The following is a 14,616-nucleotide window of genomic DNA, read 5'->3' as shown; positions in this document are numbered from 1 at the left end:
CACGGCCTAACCGGTCAGCTCGTCGCGTTCCGAATCCGCGAGCAGCGCGTCCCGGGCGCGGGCGACCCGGGATCGGATGGTGCCCACCGGGCAGCCGCACACCGCGGCGGCGTCGCGGTAGGACAGCCCGAAGAGCTGAGTCAGCAGCAGCGCCTCGCGCTGTTCGGCCGAGAGCCCGGCAATCAGGGTGGTCACTTCGACGACGTCCTCGAAGCCGCGGCTGGGCCGGTCGCGGTCGAGCAGCAGCTCGGGGTCTGCGCCGGCCGCGGTGCGCGGACGCGACCGCAGATAGCGAATGTGGTCGGCGACCACCCGGCGTGCGATAGCCAGCAGCCAGGTCCGGGCACTGGAACGCCCGGAGAACCGCGGGATCGCGCCGATCGCCCGCAGGAAGGTCTCCTGCGTCAGGTCGTCGGCGTGGACACCGTCGAAGAGATAAGCCACGAACCGCCAGACATCGCGCTGGGTGGCCTTGATGAACGCCTCCAAAGCCCGGGCGTCCCCGTCGGCGGCGGCAAGAGCCAATGCGGTGACAGCTTCGTCGTCACCCCGGTCAGCTGCCGCCATGAACACCCACCTTAGACCCGGCGCCGGAACCGCCCTACGACGCATGGTCGTAGCCATATCCGGACCGTTCACCGACCGCAGGTGCCGGCCCCTCCGGCCGAACCCGCGGCGGTCGGTGTCCGCCGGCGGCAGCGCCTCGTCAGCATCGCCGTCAGCGGCCCGCGAGCCAGAGCCACCGGCCCGGTGACGCATCACCAGCAAAGCGAATACCAGCCCGATCAGGACCGGCAGATGGCTCGCGATCCGCGCGGCGGTCACCTGGCCATGGTAGGCGTCGATTGCCACGTACCCAGCCAAGGCCAGGGCGAACACCCCTGCGATCGCGGCGACGCCCGCCGCCACGCCGGGCCAGATGCCGGCCGCGATCATCGCCCCGCCCAGCGCCAACAGCCACGCGGTGGATTCGTGCAGCAAATGAGCCCCGGTGGCTGCCCCGTGGCCGTGCGCCGACACCATGCCGAAGTCGACGCCGACGATCTGGGCCAGCGCCATGGCCACCTGAAGCACCCCGACCGAGATCAGCGCCAGCCGCCGGTAACCCCAGCTCGACCAGCGTCCGCCGGCCGAGATTCCGCCGGTGACCGACGTCACCCCGGCGGCCGCCAGGATCTGTGCGGCCAGGTCAGGGCCGTCTCGGGAGTCGGCATCGCTGTCGATCGTGGTCAGTCGGCGGGCCTGCGCGGCAGCACCGACCAGCCAGCGCCGGCAGCTGCGGCATGATGCCAGATGCGCGTCGACCTGTTGCGCCGGCAACTCCTGCTGCTCGCCGTCGAGCAGCGCCGACAGGGTCTCGCGCACCACCTCGCACCGCATGCCGACATAGTCGCCTATTCGGCGGCCTTTCACAAAGGTCACCGGCGCGGGAACCAAATCGGGCGCCGATGCGACCACTGGGTGTCGGAGACGAAATCACGATCGTTGGGAGAGGTGTTCCATGACCGCACCGGTCTGGCTGGCGTCGCCGCCGGAGGTGCACTCGGCGCTGCTGAGCGCCGGGCCCGGACCCGGTCCACTGCTGGAAGCGGCGTCGGCGTGGTCGGCGATGAGCATCGAGTACGCCGAGGTCGCCGCCGAGCTCGACGCGGTGCTGGCCGGGGTGGAAGCCGCCGCCTGGCAGGGGCCGAGCGCCCAGCAGTACGCGGCCGCGCACGTTCCCTACCTGAGCTGGCTGACCGAGAGCGCCGCCAAGAGCACCGCCGCGGCGGCCGTGCACCAGACGGCGGCCGCCGCCTACACCACCGCGCTGGCCGGCATGCCCACGCTGGCCGAGCTCGCCGCCAACCACGCCGTACACGCCACGCTGGTCGCAACGAACTTCTTCGGCATCAACACCATCCCGATCGCGCTGAACGAAGCCGACTACGCCCGGATGTGGGTTCAGGCCGCGGAGATGATGACCGTCTACCAGGGCGTCGCGGGCACCGCGCTGGCCTCGGTTCCTGCTGCGGCGCCCGCGCCGCCGATCGTGGCCCCGGGAGCTGCTGAGGCCGCTGCCGCCCCCAGTTGGGAACAGCAGCTCAAGGACCTGATCACGCAGTTCAACATGGGGTTTGCGGACCCGATTGCCAAGTGGTTGTGGGCGCAGTTGGGCGTCGACGGATATCCGATCGAGGCGTTTCCGTTCGCCAGCTCGGTCACCCAGATGCTGCTGGGGATCCCGGGGATGTCCCCCATTCTGGCCGGGGCCCTGGGCTGGTTCACCTTCCACACGCTGATGCTGTTGTGGCCGATGGGCCAGATTGCGGTGCAGATGGCGATCCCGATCGTCATGGCCGCGGCGCCCGCCCTGGCCGCTGCCGCCGGGCTGGGCGCACTCGGTGCGATCGGCGCGGTGGGCGGGGTGGAGCAGGCGGTTGAGCCGACCCCGGCGCTGCCGGTGACGGGCGGTGTCGGCGGCGCCCCGGTCATCGCCCACGTGGTACCGGCCGGCGCGGAGGTGTGTGCCTGCGCGGACCCGATCTCGTCGGCCGGTGCTACTGCTCCGGGCACCGTGAGCGGCGGGATGCCGGCCGGCGGCGGCGCGGCCGGCGGCGGCCCGGGAGTCGGTTTCGGACCGACCTCGTGTCTGTACCTGGTGAGCAGCGCCTCGTCATCGGCCCGGCAGTCCAGCGGCTCGCGGCGCTCCCGCAGCGCCGAGGAAGACGCTTCGGAGAGCCAAGGCGCCCCCGGCGAGGCCCAGACGGAGGCCCTAGCCCAGAAGCGCCAGCGCCGGCAGCGTGCCCAGCAGCGCGGGTTCGGCGACGAGTACATGGACATGAACATCGGAGTGGCCCCGGACTGGAGCGCACCCGGCGGTTCAGCGAGTCTCGACGGAGGAGAGGCGAAGGTGGGACCGCCGCATGCACCCGGAGCGTCTGATTCCGGTGCCGGCCCATTAGGCTTCGCCGGCACCGCCACCGCGGTTCGCCGCCGGGCGGCCGGGATCACCGTGCTCGCCGGCGACGGTCTCGACAGCGAGCCGCGGATGCCGATGCTGCCGGGCGGTTGGGGCGAGGACTCCGAGTAGCGGTCGGCGCCGCACTACACCGGCCAGTGGGCGCGCCACTCCGGCTCGCTGATCTCGCCGAGTGGGGCGGGATCGTCCAGAACATCCACGCCGCCGCCGCGCGCCGCCGCGATCGCCTCCTCGACAGCGCGGACGGTGTCCATGAATTCCAAAACCGCTGTGCGTAAATGGTTTTCGACGTCCTCATCAGCGGTGATGGAAACCGCGGTGATCGCGTCGGGGATCAGCTCGGCGGGCAGGCCGGCGCGGGTGACGCGCTGCAGCACCTTGCTGGCCAACGCCAAAGCCGGCTGGGCGGTCGACAGATCGTCCATGATCGAGTTCCGGGACGCCTTCTCCAGCGCTTTTCGTTCGTGCCACTGCGCCACTTGGTCTTCGAGCGAGATCTCCTGGCCGGCAAGCACTGTCGGCACCCGATTGCCCAGCTTGCGCAGCAGTGCGTCGGCGACGTCGTCGATGCCGAACGGGTGCTCGGGGGCGTCCTCGGCGATGCGGGCGTGGAACAGCACCTGCAGCAGCACGTCGCCGAGCTCTTCGCGCAGTTCCGCGGCATCCCCACTGCGCACCGCGTCGAATAACTCGTAGGTCTCCTCGAGCAGGAACCGTCGCAGCGAATCGTGGGTCTGCTCGCTCTCCCACGGGCCGGCGGTGCGCAACCGGTCCATGATCGCGACCGCGTCGATCAACCGCTCCCCCGGCGGCGCATCCGGTGCGGCGATCAGCGTTTCGCCGGCCGCCAGGCGCGCGACGACCGCGGGATGGTCGCGATCCGAGGACAACAGCACCGCGGCCTGCCCGCAGGCACCGGAGAGCACCGACTGGGCCGACGGCAGCGACCACGGGACCGCGATCGGCAGTTCTTCGGTGTAGACGACGTCGCCGGCCAGCAGCGCCAGAGCTTCCACCGGCACCAGCGAGGGCCGGCGCGGGTCGACCAGGATGACGGTCATCGCCGGCCGGCCGGGGCGTTTTCCGGAACCGGTGCCATCACATCGGCCTGCCCCTGAGGTCTGCCGTCCAGTGCCGCGATCAGGTCCGCCACCATCTGGACCAGTTCGACATCGCGGATTCGCGGCGCACCCACCGAGGAGCCGGCTCGGGGTATGGGCACCTGCACGGTGGCGGTGGTGGCGCGGTAGCTGGCCGATGGGTGCAGCCGCTTGAGCCGCAACTGGGCCGAATCGGCCAGCGTCATCGGGGCCAGCCGCAGTGTGGTCGCCGAGGCAACGCTGATCTCGGTGATACCGACGCTGCGGCACAACAGCCGCAGCCGGGCCACCGCCACCAGCCGGCTCGCCGGCTCGGGCAGCGGCCCGTACCGGTCGGTCAGCTCGTCGATGACGGAGTTGATCGCCTGGTCATCGGGGGCAGCGGCCAGCCGGCGGTAGGCCTCCAGCCGCAGCCGGTCGGAGTTGATGTACTCCGGCGGGAGGTGGGCGTCGACGGGCAGGTCGATGCGGACGTCCTTGGTCTCCTCGCTGGTGACGGTCTCGCCGTTGAAGGCCGCCCGATAGGCCTCGACGGCCTCGCCGACCAGCCGCACATACAGGTCGAAGCCCACCCCGGCGACGTGCCCGGACTGCTCCACCCCCAGCACGTTGCCCGCGCCGCGGATCTCCAGGTCCTTCATCGCCACCGCCATCCCGGCGCCGAGTTCGTTGTTCTGGGCGATGGTGGCCAGCCGGTCGTGGGCGGTCTCGGTCAGCGGCGATTCACGCGGGTAGAGGAAGTAGGCGTAGCCGCGTTCCCGGCTGCGGCCCACCCGGCCCCGGAGCTGGTGCAGCTGGGAGAGCCCGAAGGTGTCGGCGCGTTCGACGATCAGGGTGTTGGCGTTGGAGATGTCCAGACCGGTCTCGATGATCGTGGTGCACACCAGGATGTCGTACTCGCGGTTCCAGAAGCCCTGCACGGTGGTCTCCAGCAGTTCCTCGGGCATCTGGCCGTGCGCGACCACGACCCGGGCCTCGGGCACCAGCGCACGCACCCGCGCGGCGGCCGCGTCGATGGAGCGGACCCGATTGTGCACGTAGAACACCTGGCCGTCACGCAGCAATTCGCGTCGCAACGCCGCCGCCACCTGCTTGTCGTCGTGCGGGCCGACATAGGTCAGCACCGGGTAGCGGTCTTCGGGCGGGGTCAGGATCGTCGACATCTCTCGGATGCCGGCCAGGCTCATCTCCAGGGTGCGCGGAATCGGGGTGGCGCTCATGGTGAGCACGTCGACGTGGGTGCGCAGCGCTTTGATGTGCTCCTTGTGCTCGACGCCGAAGCGCTGCTCCTCGTCGACGATCACCAGGCCGAGGTTCTTCCAGCGCACGCCGGTCTGCAGCAGCCGGTGGGTGCCGATCACGACGTCGACGGAGCCGTCGGCCAAGCCGTCGATCACCGCCTTGGACTCCTGCGGGTCGGTGAACCGGGACAGGCCCTTGACCGTGACCGGGAACCCGGCCATCCGGGTGCTGAACGTCTGCAGGTGCTGGTCGGACAGCAGCGTGGTGGGCACCAGCACCGCGACCTGCCTGCCGTCCTGGACGGCCTTGAACGCCGCCCGCACCGCGATCTCGGTCTTGCCGTAGCCGACGTCGCCGCAGATCACCCGGTCCATCGGGACCGGTTTTTCCATGTCGGCCTTGACCTCGCCGATCGCGGTGAGTTGGTCGACGGTCTCGGTGAAACCGAAGGCGTCCTCCATCTCGGCCTGCCATGGGGTGTCCGGGGCGAACGCGTGGCCGGGCGCGGCTTGGCGCTTGGCGTAGAGCGCGACGAGTTCGTCGGCGATCTCGCGCACCGCCTTGCGGGCCTTGGTCTTGGTCTGGCTCCAGTCGCTGCCGCCGAGCCGGGACAGCGCCGGGGCCTGCCCGCCGACGTAGCGCGACAGCTGATCCAGCGAGTCCATCGGCACGTAGAGCTTGTCGGTGCCGTTGGCGCCCCGCTTCCCCGAGGCGTATTCCAGCACCAGGTATTCGCGCCGCGCCCCACCGACGGTGCGCTCGGTCATCTCCACGAACTTGCCGATGCCGTGCTGATCGTGCACCACCAGGTCGCCTGCGGTCAGCGCCAGCGGGTCGACGGCGTTGCGGCGCTTGGCCGCCAGCCGCTTGCCCTCGGGTCCGGTGACCCGGTTGCCGGTCAGGTCGGTTTCGGTGACGATGACCAGGTTGGCGCCCGCGATCACCAGACCGGTGTGCAGCGGCCCGGCCAGCACCCCGACCACCCCGGGCCTGGGGGGCGCGCCGGGCTCCAACAACGTTGCCGCAGTGTCGGATTCGGCCAGCTGCTCCACCAGCCGCCGTGCGGTGCCGACACCGGGAGCCACGATCGCCGCGGCGCCACCGGTCGTGACGTGCGCGCGCAGCATGGCGAAGATCTCGTCGATATCGCGCTGCCGGCCCCGCGCCGACGGCGACGGGCGTACCTCGAGTTGAATCGCCGCCTCGTCGGAGAGCTGACTCAGCGTCCACCACGGATGGCCGGCGGCCGCCGCGGCCTGCGCGACCTCGTCGAGCTCCCGGAACCCCGACCCGCCCAGCTGCTCGATGTCGATCGGCGCGTCGCCGCCGATCGCCGCGACCGACCAGGACGCCTCCAGGAACTCGCGGCCGGTCTTGATCAGGTCGGCGCCGCGGGCGCGGACCTTCTCCGGGTCGCAGATCAGCACCGGGGTGCCGGCGCCGAGCTGGTCGGTCAGCAGGGCCTGCGGTCCGGGCCGCAGCACCGGACCGAGCGCCTCCATTCCGTCGACCGGGATGCCCTCGGCGAGCTTGGCCAGCATGTCGCCGACGGTGCCGGTGACGGCGTTGCCCTCGGCGTGCGGCTGGTCGCGCGCCAGCTCAGCCGCCCTTGCCCGGACGTCGTCGGTGAGCAACAGCTCCCGGCAGGCCACCGCCACCACGGTGCCCGCCTCGATCTCGGGGATGGAGCGCTGGTCGGCCACCGAGAACGGCCGCATCTCGGTGATCTCGTCGCCCCAGAACTCGACACGCACCGGGTGCTCGGCGGTCGGCGGGAAGACGTCGAGGATCCCGCCGCGCACCGCGAACTCGCCGCGTTTGCCAACCAGGTCCACCCGGGTGTAGGCCAGCTCGACCAGCCGGGCGATCACCGCCTCGAAGGGTGTTTCGTCGCCCACGGCCAGGATGACCGGTTCGATCGCGTCCAGTTGCGGGGTCATCGGCTGCAGCAGCGAGCGGGCCGTGGTCACCACCACCCGCAGCGGCGGCCCCAGCCGTGCGTCGTCGGGCCGCGCCAGCCGCCGCAGCAACAGCATCCGGGCCGCCACGGTGTCCACGCCGGGTGAGAGCCGCTCGTGCGGCAGCGTCTCCCAGGACGGGAACAGCGCCACCGTGTCGCCGTAGACGCCGCGCAGCTCGCTGGTCAGATCGTCGGCCTCGTGGCCGGTGGCGGTGACCACCAGCAGCGCAGTGTCGCGGGCCAGCGCGGCGGCGGCGAAGGGCCGGGCCGCGGCCGGACCGACCAGGTTGAGCTCGGCGGGCCGGTTACCGGCACGCTCGATGAGATCAGCGAAGGTCGGCGCGCTCAGTGCGGCTTCGACGAGCCCCGCGATCGGGGTCTGGACAGTCGGGTGCCCCGGTGCGGTCATGATGCGGACAATTCTAGGCGGTGCTGATCCGGGCGCCGATTTGCGTTGGGGTGCATGCCTTATTCGTCATGCAAGGCCGGATCGACCTCCAGGTGCGACAGCCCGTTCCAGCACAGGTTGACCAAGTGCGCGGCCACCACTTCCTTCTTGGGTTCGCGCACATCCAGCCACCACTGGGCCGTCATCGACACCGAACCGACCAACGCCTGGGCATACAGCGGGGCGGTCTCGGGATCCAGACCGCGCCGGGAGAAATCGCCGGCCAGAATCGACGACACCTGGCCGATCGCATCGTTGAGCAGGGTGGAATAGCTGCCGGAACTGATCGACGCCGGGGAGTCGCGGATCAGGATCCGGAAACCGTCGGTGTGCTCGTCGACGTAGGTCAGCAGCGCCAGCGCGACCCGTTCGACCCGCAGCCTCGACTGGTTGTTGGTCGACTGGGTCAGCGACGTGGTGATGCCGTCCAGTAACGCCGACATCTCCCGGTCGACCACCACGGCGTACAGCCCCTCTTTGCCACCGAAGTGCTCGTAGACCACTGGTTTCGACACGTTGGCGCGCAGCGCGATCTCCTCGATGGAGGTGCCCTCGTAGCCGCGCTCGGCGAACAGCGACCGGGCGACGTCGATGAGTTGGTGACGACGCTCGCTGCCGGTCATCCGGGCCCGCGGGGGCCTACCATCCCTGTCCAGAGCAGCCACACGGTCCAGGATATCGAGTTCGGTAGAGTCTCCTTGCAATCCATCCGTCGTGGTGTAATCGGCAGCACCTCTGATTTTGGTTCAGATAGTTCAGGTTCGAGTCCTGGCGACGGAGCAATCCCCTGGTACATGCCCTTTGGATGTTCTAGACTCCCTCCCATACCGGCAGTCACTCGGTTGGGGATTACATCGCGAGCGCCCCGGATCGATGCCTCAGAAGCGCCAGCGAGGGCCCATGATCCTTCCGAAATGGCCTAGCCAGCTTCAATTTCGCGCGGACCTGGGGACTCCCCCCACCCGAACCTGTGAGGCGGACGGCGATCCGCGGCACGCTCCGATGACCCAGATGGGCAGCGTTTTCGCTCGAGCCGCGCTGCCGTGGCATTCACCGCCACGCCAAGATGAGCAGCAACGCCCACTCGGTCTGGCCGGCTCATGGCCGGGCCTCACCGCGACGTTTCTGTTCGACGTCGCGGTGCTGGTGGCGATCAGTCACCTGCCCGATGGCCGACCGGGAACCGTGGTGTGGTGGTTGGGCGTCACCGCCGCGGCGACGATGACGATCGCAGCGGCACTCACCTACCACGGCGTCAGTGTCCTCCCTGCCCTCGCCAAATGGTTGTGGAGCTGGATCCGCTACTGGCGGCAGTCGGCGGCGACAGCGCAGCCGGCGTCGATCCCCGGAAGCCCCCCGGGCATCGATCACTGGCGCCGCTTCGGGCACGGAGTGGTAGGCATGCGTGAGCTCCGCGGCCAACTTGTCGCGGTGATCGCCGTCAACGATGCAGCAGACATGCCCCCGAGTGGGCGCCAGTACCAGACAGGCGCGCCGGCCACCTTGCCGGTTCCAGCGGTCGCCGCGGCGCTGCGCCAGTTCGATGTGCGCCTCGATGCCATCGACATCGTCTCCGTCCGAAAGCGCAACGCCACCGAGCGCACCGGTCCGCCGATTCCGCACGAGAACGGTACGTGGCTGGTCTTGCGCATGGATACCCAGCACAACGTCGCCGCGGTCGCGGCGCGCGATTCGGTGGCCTCGACCTTGGCAGCGGCCGTCGAACGGCTCACCGGCGATCTGAACGCCCGGCGCTGCACGGCCCGGCCGGTGGCCGGCGACGAGTTCGCCCGCGTGGACGCCGCCGTGCGGGCGGGCCTGCAACGGACTCCGATCCGGCCGGGATTGTGTAACCTCCGGCACCGCGACAAATACGTGACCAGCTTCTGGGTGGCACCTCGCCGCATCACGTCGGGAAACCTGAGCATGCTGTGCCGGCAAGACACCGATGCCACCGTGATGACAGTTCGGCTGACCGCCGGCGCCGGCCGGGCCGAGGTATCGGCGTGGGTGCGCTATCACAGCAGCGAGCCGCTGGGTAAGGACTTCTGGGCCGCAGCCGGCCTCAGCCGCCTAATGGGTCACCAGTTGGCCGCGGTCCGAGCCAGCCTGCCGACCCCACTGCGGCGGCCGACGCTGGTGGTGCCATCCCGGGAACTACGAGATCAGGACCAGCTCGCAGTGCGAGTGGGCATCGCTGAAACTGAGCTGGCCGCGCTCCCCCGACGCCCGAGCCCCGCATTGAGCGACGGCGCCTGGCAGGCGAAAGTCATCGGCGCCTGCAAAGGGGCGGCTGTTCGGATAGCCGGGCTTCGGGGACACGGCATCAGACGCCGACACGATGAGCTTCCCGCACGCCCCGATGAGAAGACGCCGCTATCGCTGGTGGCGAAGTGACCGCCAACCGGCGCGCTGGCCACCGCCCGCGGTGGACGGGCCTGCTGATATCAGCCGCGGTCGCGTTGGGCATGTTGATGGCCTTCGGCGTTCCGCTGGGGGCCGACGACTGGAACGCACTCAGCCGCGCGGAAGCCGGCAACGCCTGCCCGCCGGCACCGGGCGCGGTGGTCGACGACTTCTCCGGTCCCGCCGGTGCGCCACCCAATCCGCAGCTGTGGAGCTACTTCCTGGGCGCCGGCGGCACGGACGGCCAACTGCAGGCATACACCAACAGTCCGCGCAACGCGTCCCTGGACGGCAACGGGAACCTCGCGATCAACGCCTTCAACGAACCGGTCGACGTGCCAGGATTCGGCACGTTCCCCTACAGCAGCGCCTGGTTGAACACCCCCGGGCTGCTCGAGTTCTGTTTCGGCACGGTTGCCGCGCGCATCAAGCTGCCTGCCGGCTCGGGCCTGCGGCCCACGTTCTGGCTGTTGGGCTCCAACGTCGGGACGGTGGGCTGGCCGGATGCCGGCGAAATCGACATCATGGAACTGCCCGACGGCGGGTCGACCCTGCACGGCGTCGGCGGGTACCTGCTGCCATTCCGCGTGCCGCTCGCCGTCGGTACGGGTTGGCATGAGTATTCGCTGACTTGGCGGCGCGACGAAATCTCCACCTTCATGGACGGACAGCTGGTGGGCACTTGGACGCCGGCGTCGCTGCCGCCCGGTACGCCATGGACATTCAACGACAACCCGATGTTCGTGATCCTCAGCATGCCTATCGGCGGACCCTACGGGATGCCGGACGCTTCGACACCCTTCCCTGCCACGATGCTGGTCGATTGGGTGCGTTACACGCCTCTCGCCTGATCCGGCTCGCCGCATGACCCTTGGACGCTCGCTTTGAGCAGGGCGGACTCTTGGTACAGGGAGGTGAACTCCCACTCAGCCAACGATATCGGTTCGTCGCGCGGCACCGCTCGCATGATCACGGCGCCGGGTCGATCCGAAAAGCAGTGCGAGAAGACGAACCGCGCCCGCGGCAGGTGATGGCGCCAACTGACCACGATGATCCGCTTCCAGTGCCGTTCGGTCGCCAACTGGCGGGCCGCCAGCGCCTCCCCGCGCGTGGACGCCGGTACCGGGCGGCGGCAGATGACCGTAATGCCCTGGGCAGAACCTGCGCAAGCACGTCTCATGACCGGGTCGCCGACCGAATACGGGTCGGAGAGCACCAGTGCTGCCGCTGAGACTTGCCGCGCCACTGCAAATCCGTACGACTCCCGACCGTCGTGGGCCCCCGCCAACACGACAACAGCGTCGGCGTGTTGCAGCGGATCATCACCGACCCGTCCCAGCCACAGATACCCACCGAGGCCTACGACGATCAGGACCGCCAGCAGGGCGGTCGCCGCCGAGGTGACGACGCGACCGAGAATCTCCGCCGCCGTCTTTTTGGCGGGCGATTTCGACCGAACCGGCATTCCCTGGGCTTCGTCCGGCGCGGGACTGTAGGGCAAGTTCATCGTTGCGGGCCCGCCGTCACCCGAACTGCCGATGCCTCGACGCGGTTGACAGTGGCGAGCGCTGCTGCGCAGCCCACCATGTAATACAGGAAACGGTCGGTGAGCTGATTCTCCACCGCACCGATGGCCAGCCACGCCACAACCGATATCATCAGATAGGCCCCGAGCACTTCGCCGCCGCGCTTCGCCACCCGGCACGATTGGATCGTGCCGAACCAATAAACAAGCATCCCGACGAGAAGAACGCTCCCCCCGGCCGACACGATCTGCAGATAGATGTTGTGCGCTTCGTTGATGTGTTTTATTCCGATGCCGAAAAAGGGGTGATTTTCGAAGTCGGACCAAGCTTGCGTGAAAAGCTGGCCGCGCTCTTCATCACTGGATGCACTGGTACTCACCCCCGGCAGCGTGATGCCGGCGCCGAACCGAAACAGTTTGTCGAAGATTCCAGGCACCAATTGACCCAGGACTGTGACGACCCCGACGAACGACGCGACAAGCGTAATCGCCAGCCATCCCACGACCTTCTTCTTGTGCGGCGAGGCGAAGACTGCGGCGATTACCGCGACCGGCAGGGCCAGTTGCGCCCCTCGCGACCCGGAAGCCACCACTCCCCCGCCGAGCAGCACCAGCGCGATGCATGGCAGCAAGCGATGCCGCGACTCGCTGATGAGGTGCACCGCGAAGGGGGTTGCGATGACGCAGACCAGGCCGAGCGAATTGGGATGGTCGGAGAGGCCGGTTTGCCTATCGGAGTCGAACTGGTAATCGAGCGAACGCGCGAAATGGGTGAGTTTAGTCAGGTCAGTCAGGGCGATAAGACTGGAAACGCATACCCCAGCAAGGAAAGACGCCGCAATCCACTCCGGTGCACGAGACTCCAGTGCGGTAGCGGCGAGAGCGGCGATCGGCACGACCACCAGTGCGACGACCCAAAAGGCCGATTTGACGATACTTCCCGGCGTGCTGGAGACATCGACGCCCGCGCTTTGAAGAGTGTGTTCGTACCGCGCCGCAAAAGACGCAGGCGGAATAGGACGGTATGCCAAGGCGGTGGAGCAGATGAGCAACGAGACGGCCGGCGCCCAGAGCCATCGGGGAATACGGAAGCGCAGATCTCCGAATACCGCCATCGCCGCCGCAACGACGAAGGCGAAAAGAAGAAAAACGTCGGCCGGCTGAATGCCGCCGAGGTGGATGCCGCCCCACGTCGCGGTGAAGGACGCCAGAAGGAAGGAACCCACCACCGCCTTCGCCAGCCACGGCGGAAACGCCACCGCCCCCGGGAGATTCCCCCGGATCACCCGCCCGGCCGTCAGGCTCGCCATCCGCCCGGGTCCCCCCACGCGATACCGCAGGGCCTTCCGCTGCTGCACATGCTGACCATCTCCACCGTTCGTCTCGAGACCGGCCGACATAACCATCATCTGAGGGGATACTCTCAAAGGTCAACACGCGGTATGTTAGATCCGGGTAAATCATGCAGTATGACTCTTATCGCCGCTGAGATGAGGGACCCGGGATGCCATCTACCGAGTCGGCCGGTAAGCGAGACTGGCTAAACGTCCTTGTCCGCGAGTGGAAGCTCACCATGGGCATACCGGTCGTCTTCGGGTTGCTGACGCTGCTCGTGTGTTCGCTGCAGACGCCGGTCTACGAAGCCACCGCCACCCTGTACGTGACGGCGGGCACCAACGGTGAAGGGCGTGCTCAGCCCTACGAGAATGTGCTGGGCGCGGCGGGCCGGGTCACCTCGTACGTCAAACTGGTCTACGCCGACGAGGTGATCGCGAGCGCAATCAACGATGTCGGCCTTGACATGACGACAGCTGAGGCGCGGGCGTCGGTGCGCTCCGCGGTGGTGCCGGAGAGCGAAATGTTCACCATCAGCGCCCAGCATAAGAATCGCGAAGTGGCCCGCCGCTTTGCCGGCGCGCTGGCCCACGCGATCACCGACACCGTCGCCTTCCTGGAAGTCCCCAACGGTGGGGGACACCCGGCCGCGAGGATCAGCACAGTCACCCCGGCCACCGTCAATCCGGTTCCGGTGGCGCCGAACACGTTAATGAACGTGATCCTGGCAACGATCGGCGGTCTGTTGCTCGGCGCGGCCGCCGCCTTGACCCGTGAGCGGCTCAACAACACCGTCCGCGACGAGCGGGACATCGAAAGTCTCTTCGGGACACGGCTGCTCGGATGCGTCCCCCATGACGAAATCCTCGGCGCTGAGAAGATCATCGACTTCGGGGCTCCGGCCACCGCGGCGGCCGGAGCATTCCGGCATCTGCGCACTGCCCTGGCGGTCGCGCATGCGAAGCGTTCGCTTACCACGATCCTGGTGACCAGTCCCGGTAAAGGCGACGGAAAGTCCACTATTGCACTCAATCTCGCAGCAGCATTGGCCGAGAGTGGTAGCACGGTGGTCGTCGTCGACGCCGATCTCGACCATCCTGCGGTGGCGAAACGTACCGGGAATTTCGAAGGCCCGGGGCTCGCTGATGCCATCCGCACCCAGATTCCACTCCTGCAACCGTCGACGACCGATAACTTGAAAGTGATCAGCGCCGGAGGCATGAGCGACGACACCCTCGCCGACCTGCTGGCGTCCAGCGCGTGCGGGATATTCTTCGACCGCCTGGTGGGCCCCTTCGATTACGTCATCGTGGACGCTGCCTCGCTGTCCGACGGTCCGGAAGCCGAGGAGCTCGCGCAGTGGACCGATGGGGTTCTGCTGGTCGCCAGACAGGGCCGGTCGAAAATCTCCGAATGCTCTGAATCGGCCGCCCAGCTTGCCGCCGTCGGTGCCGAACTCGTCGGAGTGGTGCTCAACGATGCGCGCCTGCCCAGGAGTCACGCGCTGGCGGCGGCCGCGCCTGGAGCGCGGGCACGGTTGCCTCGGTCGGCATCCGCAACCTCGTCAACCACTTCGCCTAACGGGTCGCCGCTGCCGGACTCGTCCGCCATGAAGACGCGAGACCGAAACGTCTGACA

At 68.6% G+C, this 14,616-nt stretch carries 10 protein-coding genes, 1 tRNA gene and 1 pseudogene; 5 read left to right on the top strand and 7 right to left on the bottom strand.

Annotated features, from left to right (window positions below; genetic code table 11):
- Window positions 1–6: 6 nt before the first annotated feature.
- Together sigC and AC5Y31_RS16350 are read right to left on the bottom strand one after the other, a co-directional pair.
- On the bottom strand, window positions 7–567 hold the full coding sequence (sigC, locus tag AC5Y31_RS16355) for an RNA polymerase sigma factor SigC (RefSeq protein WP_234787471.1): 561 nt from the start codon (window positions 565–567) through the stop codon (window positions 7–9).
- Between the two features lie 180 nt (window positions 568–747).
- A pseudogene (locus AC5Y31_RS16350) lies at window positions 748–1,380 on the bottom strand (DUF2275 domain-containing protein); the annotation flags it as partial.
- Window positions 1,381–1,501: 121 nt separating this feature from the next.
- On the opposite strand from AC5Y31_RS16350, the gene AC5Y31_RS16345 reads away from it, so the two are divergent.
- Window positions 1,502–3,073: a PPE family protein gene (locus AC5Y31_RS16345; RefSeq protein WP_499981585.1), complete on the top strand. Its 1,572-nt coding sequence runs from the start codon at window positions 1,502–1,504 to the stop codon at window positions 3,071–3,073.
- A 14-nt stretch (window positions 3,074–3,087) separates the two neighbouring features.
- Here AC5Y31_RS16345 and AC5Y31_RS16340 read toward each other — a convergent pair whose 3' ends face one another.
- Genes AC5Y31_RS16340 through AC5Y31_RS16330 form a run of 3 tightly spaced genes read right to left on the bottom strand, consistent with a single transcriptional unit; the run spans window position 3,088 to window position 8,335 of the window.
- On the bottom strand, window positions 3,088–4,023 hold the full coding sequence (locus tag AC5Y31_RS16340; protein ID WP_499981583.1) for a nucleoside triphosphate pyrophosphohydrolase: 936 nt from the start codon (window positions 4,021–4,023) through the stop codon (window positions 3,088–3,090).
- Entirely contained in the window at window positions 4,020–7,673 is a 3,654-nt protein-coding gene (gene mfd, locus AC5Y31_RS16335; RefSeq protein ID WP_499981581.1) for a transcription-repair coupling factor, read from the bottom strand. The genes AC5Y31_RS16340 and mfd overlap by 4 nt, the downstream gene beginning before the upstream one ends.
- A 59-nt stretch (window positions 7,674–7,732) precedes the next feature.
- Complete coding sequence (locus tag AC5Y31_RS16330) at window positions 7,733–8,335, bottom strand: TetR/AcrR family transcriptional regulator (RefSeq protein WP_064853253.1); 603 nt, start codon at window positions 8,333–8,335, stop codon at window positions 7,733–7,735.
- 85 nt (window positions 8,336–8,420) lie between these two features.
- Between AC5Y31_RS16330 and AC5Y31_RS16325 the strand changes: the two genes are divergently transcribed.
- From AC5Y31_RS16325 to AC5Y31_RS16315, 3 genes are all read left to right on the top strand, one after another.
- A tRNA-Gln gene (locus AC5Y31_RS16325) sits at window positions 8,421–8,492 on the top strand.
- A 231-nt stretch (window positions 8,493–8,723) separates the two neighbouring features.
- The gene (gene eccE / locus AC5Y31_RS16320; RefSeq protein ID WP_499981580.1) at window positions 8,724–10,109 is read left to right on the top strand and encodes a type VII secretion protein EccE; all 1,386 of its coding nucleotides are present in this window, start codon (window positions 8,724–8,726) and stop codon (window positions 10,107–10,109) included.
- A complete protein-coding gene (locus AC5Y31_RS16315; protein ID WP_499981579.1) occupies window positions 10,106–10,969 on the top strand; it encodes a glycoside hydrolase family 16 protein in 864 nt (287 codons plus the stop codon). Before eccE ends, AC5Y31_RS16315 begins: the two co-directional genes overlap by 4 nt.
- Here AC5Y31_RS16315 and AC5Y31_RS16310 read toward each other — a convergent pair.
- Both AC5Y31_RS16310 and AC5Y31_RS16305 read right to left on the bottom strand, forming a co-directional pair.
- Window positions 10,951–11,625 (bottom strand): YdcF family protein, encoded by a 675-nt coding sequence (locus AC5Y31_RS16310; protein ID WP_499981578.1) that lies wholly within the window; start codon window positions 11,623–11,625, stop codon window positions 10,951–10,953. The genes AC5Y31_RS16315 and AC5Y31_RS16310 overlap by 19 nt on opposite strands.
- Window positions 11,622–12,953 (bottom strand): O-antigen ligase family protein, encoded by a 1,332-nt coding sequence (locus tag AC5Y31_RS16305; RefSeq protein WP_499981576.1) that lies wholly within the window; start codon window positions 12,951–12,953, stop codon window positions 11,622–11,624. The genes AC5Y31_RS16310 and AC5Y31_RS16305 overlap by 4 nt, the downstream gene beginning before the upstream one ends.
- Window positions 12,954–13,147: 194 nt before the next feature.
- Between AC5Y31_RS16305 and AC5Y31_RS16300 the strand changes: the two genes are divergently transcribed.
- Window positions 13,148–14,614 (top strand): nucleotide-binding protein, encoded by a 1,467-nt coding sequence (locus tag AC5Y31_RS16300; RefSeq protein WP_499981575.1) that lies wholly within the window; start codon window positions 13,148–13,150, stop codon window positions 14,612–14,614.
- Window positions 14,615–14,616: the final 2 nt, after the last annotated feature.

The sequence above is a fragment of the Mycobacterium sp. NGS18 genome (assembly GCF_059813185.1).
Note: the sequence above shows the minus strand (reverse complement) of the source record. Positions and strands in the feature narration are given on the sequence as shown.

What these genes read in the sequence shown, in the direction of transcription:
- sigC (WP_234787471.1), bottom strand. Translation starts at nt 567, where the DNA reads ATGGCGGCAGCTGACCGGGGTGACGACGAAGCTGTCACCGCATTGGCT.
- AC5Y31_RS16345 (WP_499981585.1), top strand. Translation starts at nt 1,502, where the DNA reads ATGACCGCACCGGTCTGGCTGGCGTCGCCGCCGGAGGTGCACTCGGCG.
- AC5Y31_RS16340 (WP_499981583.1), bottom strand. Translation starts at nt 4,023, where the DNA reads ATGACCGTCATCCTGGTCGACCCGCGCCGGCCCTCGCTGGTGCCGGTG.
- mfd (WP_499981581.1), bottom strand. Translation starts at nt 7,673, where the DNA reads ATGACCGCACCGGGGCACCCGACTGTCCAGACCCCGATCGCGGGGCTC.
- AC5Y31_RS16330 (WP_064853253.1), bottom strand. Translation starts at nt 8,335, where the DNA reads ATGACCGGCAGCGAGCGTCGTCACCAACTCATCGACGTCGCCCGGTCG.
- eccE (WP_499981580.1), top strand. Translation starts at nt 8,724, where the DNA reads ATGGGCAGCGTTTTCGCTCGAGCCGCGCTGCCGTGGCATTCACCGCCA.
- AC5Y31_RS16310 (WP_499981578.1), bottom strand. Translation starts at nt 11,625, where the DNA reads ATGAACTTGCCCTACAGTCCCGCGCCGGACGAAGCCCAGGGAATGCCG.
- AC5Y31_RS16305 (WP_499981576.1), bottom strand. Translation starts at nt 12,953, where the DNA reads ATGGCGAGCCTGACGGCCGGGCGGGTGATCCGGGGGAATCTCCCGGGG.
- AC5Y31_RS16300 (WP_499981575.1), top strand. Translation starts at nt 13,148, where the DNA reads ATGCCATCTACCGAGTCGGCCGGTAAGCGAGACTGGCTAAACGTCCTT.